The sequence below is a fragment of the Rhizobacter sp. genome (genome assembly GCF_035702065.1).
Classification (GTDB): Bacteria; Pseudomonadota; Gammaproteobacteria; order Burkholderiales; family Burkholderiaceae_C; genus Rhizobacter.
In genome coordinates this window covers 1-2,049 of the sequence record NZ_DASSRA010000126.1, presented here as the reverse complement: position 1 = coordinate 2,049, position 2,049 = coordinate 1, and the positions used below count along the sequence as shown (strand labels likewise).

The following is a 2,049-nucleotide window of genomic DNA, read 5'->3' as shown; positions in this document are numbered from 1 at the left end:
CAGGTGGCCGTGCCACCGCCCGTTGCGCCGACCATCACTGCCGTCCAGACGCCGCCGCCCGCGTCCACCTTGATGGCTCCGGCTGCGCCGCCCGCCGCTGCGCCTGCGCCGGCAGCGCCTGCCGTCGTGTCTGCCGCCGTGGTGTGCTCCAACTACGCCACCAAAATGGGCGAAGCCGGCTATCCGCGCGAGGCAGTTCGCTTGGGCCTGGAGAAGGGTGAGGCTGTCATTCAGTTCACCCTGACCGCTGCGGGTGAGATCAAGGACATCAAGACCGTTCGTGCCTCTCATCCGATCTTTGCCCGCAACAGCACGCGCATCGTCAGCGAGTACAAGTGCCAAGGCCAGGGTCACGACGTGACCGTGCAGGTACCCTTTGGCTACAAGCTTGAGTAATTGAGCCCACCAGCTCCGCCCAGAGGCTTCACACCCACAAGCCTCGCTTCAATCCTTCTTCGCACATACAAGTAGATCGGAAGAACCATGTCATTCATCAAGAAATTCAACACCTTCGCCGCCAGCCTCCTGGTGATCGCTTCGCTGGGCTTCACCGCCGCGCACGCACAGGCTCCTGCTTCCGCACCGGAGGCCGCCACCCCCGCCCCCGCTGCCGCGCCTGCGCCGGTTGCTGCACCTGCTGCCACCGTCAGCAAGGAAGTCGTCGAGAACCCGTACGACTTGAAGCACCTGTGGGCACAAGGTGACGTGGTTGCCCGCGGCACACTGATCATCCTCATCATCATGAGCCTGGCCAGCTGGTACATCCTGGTCACCAAGCTGTTCGAGAGCTTCAAGCTCAGCTCCGAGGCCAAGTCGGCCCGTCAGACTTTCTTCAAATCGGCGAGCCTGGCCGATGGCATGAAGACGCTCAAGCAGGGCAGCGCCTTCCAGTTCATCGCCGAGAGCGGTGTCGAAGCCGGTAAGGACCACGCCGGTGAGCTCACCGCCAACATCGACCGCAACACCTGGATCGGCATGAGCGTGCAGCGCGCCATGGACAACGTGCAAAGCCGCCTGCAGGACGGCCTGGCCGTGCTGGCCACGGTGGGTTCGACCGCTCCGTTCGTCGGCCTGTTCGGCACGGTGTGGGGCATCCTGAACGCGCTGACCGCCATCGGCATCGCCGGCCAGGCTTCCATCGACAAGGTGGCCGGCCCGGTGGGCGAGTCGCTGCTGATGACGGCCATCGGCCTGGCGGTCGCCGTGCCGGCGGTGCTGGGCTACAACTGGCTGGTCCGCCGCAACAAGGTCACCATGGAAGCTGTCCGCAGCTTCGGTGCCGATCTGCACGGCGTGTTGCTGGGCAGCCGCGCCGCGGTTCGCTGATCCATCCCGGCTTCAGGAGCGCCTCATGGCCATGAATGTCGGAGCCGGCGACGGCGATGATGATGAAGTGGTGTCAGCCATCAACACCACGCCCCTGGTGGACGTGATGTTGGTGCTGTTGATCATCTTCCTCATCACCGTGCCCGTCGTGACGCAGAACGCCGCGGTCTCCCTCCCCAAGGAGACCAACATCGTCCGCCAGACCAAGCCCGAGAACATCGAGATCTCCGTCACCAAGGACGGCGACGTGTTCTGGAACGCGGTCGCTGTGGCGGACAACAACGCGCTTGTCGATCGCTTGAAGAAGGTGTCGGTCATGGTGCCGCAGCCCGAGATCCACATTCGCGGCGACGAGAAGTCGCGCTACGAATCGGTGGGTCGAGTGGTCTTCGCCTGCCAGCGCGCAGGCATCCAGAAGATCAGCTTCGTCACCGAGCCGCCGCCGCGCGGCTGACCCAGGAGTACGCACATGGGAATGAACGTAGGTTCGAGCAGCGGTGGCGAGCCGGAAGTGATGGTCGAGATGAACACCACGCCGTTGATCGACGTGATGCTGGTGTTGCTGATCATGCTCATCATCACCATTCCGATCCAGCTGCATTCGGTCAACCTCAACATGCCGACCGGCACCCCGCCGCCGCCCACCGCGCCGCCGGTGGTGGTGACGATCGACATCGACTTCGACGGCAGCATCTTCTGGAACGGCGAGGCGCTGCCCTCGCG

At 64.2% G+C, this 2,049-nt stretch carries 4 protein-coding genes; all 4 read left to right on the top strand.

From position 1 onward, the window contains the following. Window positions 1-396: energy transducer TonB (locus VFL64_RS05955; RefSeq protein WP_489539458.1), on the top strand; the 396-nt coding region annotated here is incomplete at its 5' end. An 87-nt stretch (window positions 397-483) separates the two neighbouring features. Next, the gene (locus VFL64_RS05950) at window positions 484-1,326 is read left to right on the top strand and encodes a MotA/TolQ/ExbB proton channel family protein (RefSeq protein WP_489539457.1); all 843 of its coding nucleotides are present in this window, start codon (window positions 484-486) and stop codon (window positions 1,324-1,326) included. 25 nt (window positions 1,327-1,351) lie between these two features. Continuing rightward, window positions 1,352-1,780, top strand: a complete 429-nt coding sequence (locus tag VFL64_RS05945; RefSeq protein WP_489539456.1) for an ExbD/TolR family protein — start codon at window positions 1,352-1,354, stop codon at window positions 1,778-1,780. 15 nt (window positions 1,781-1,795) lie between these two features. Continuing rightward, the coding region (locus tag VFL64_RS05940) for an ExbD/TolR family protein (RefSeq protein ID WP_489539455.1) at window positions 1,796-2,049 on the top strand (254 nt) is incomplete at its 3' end.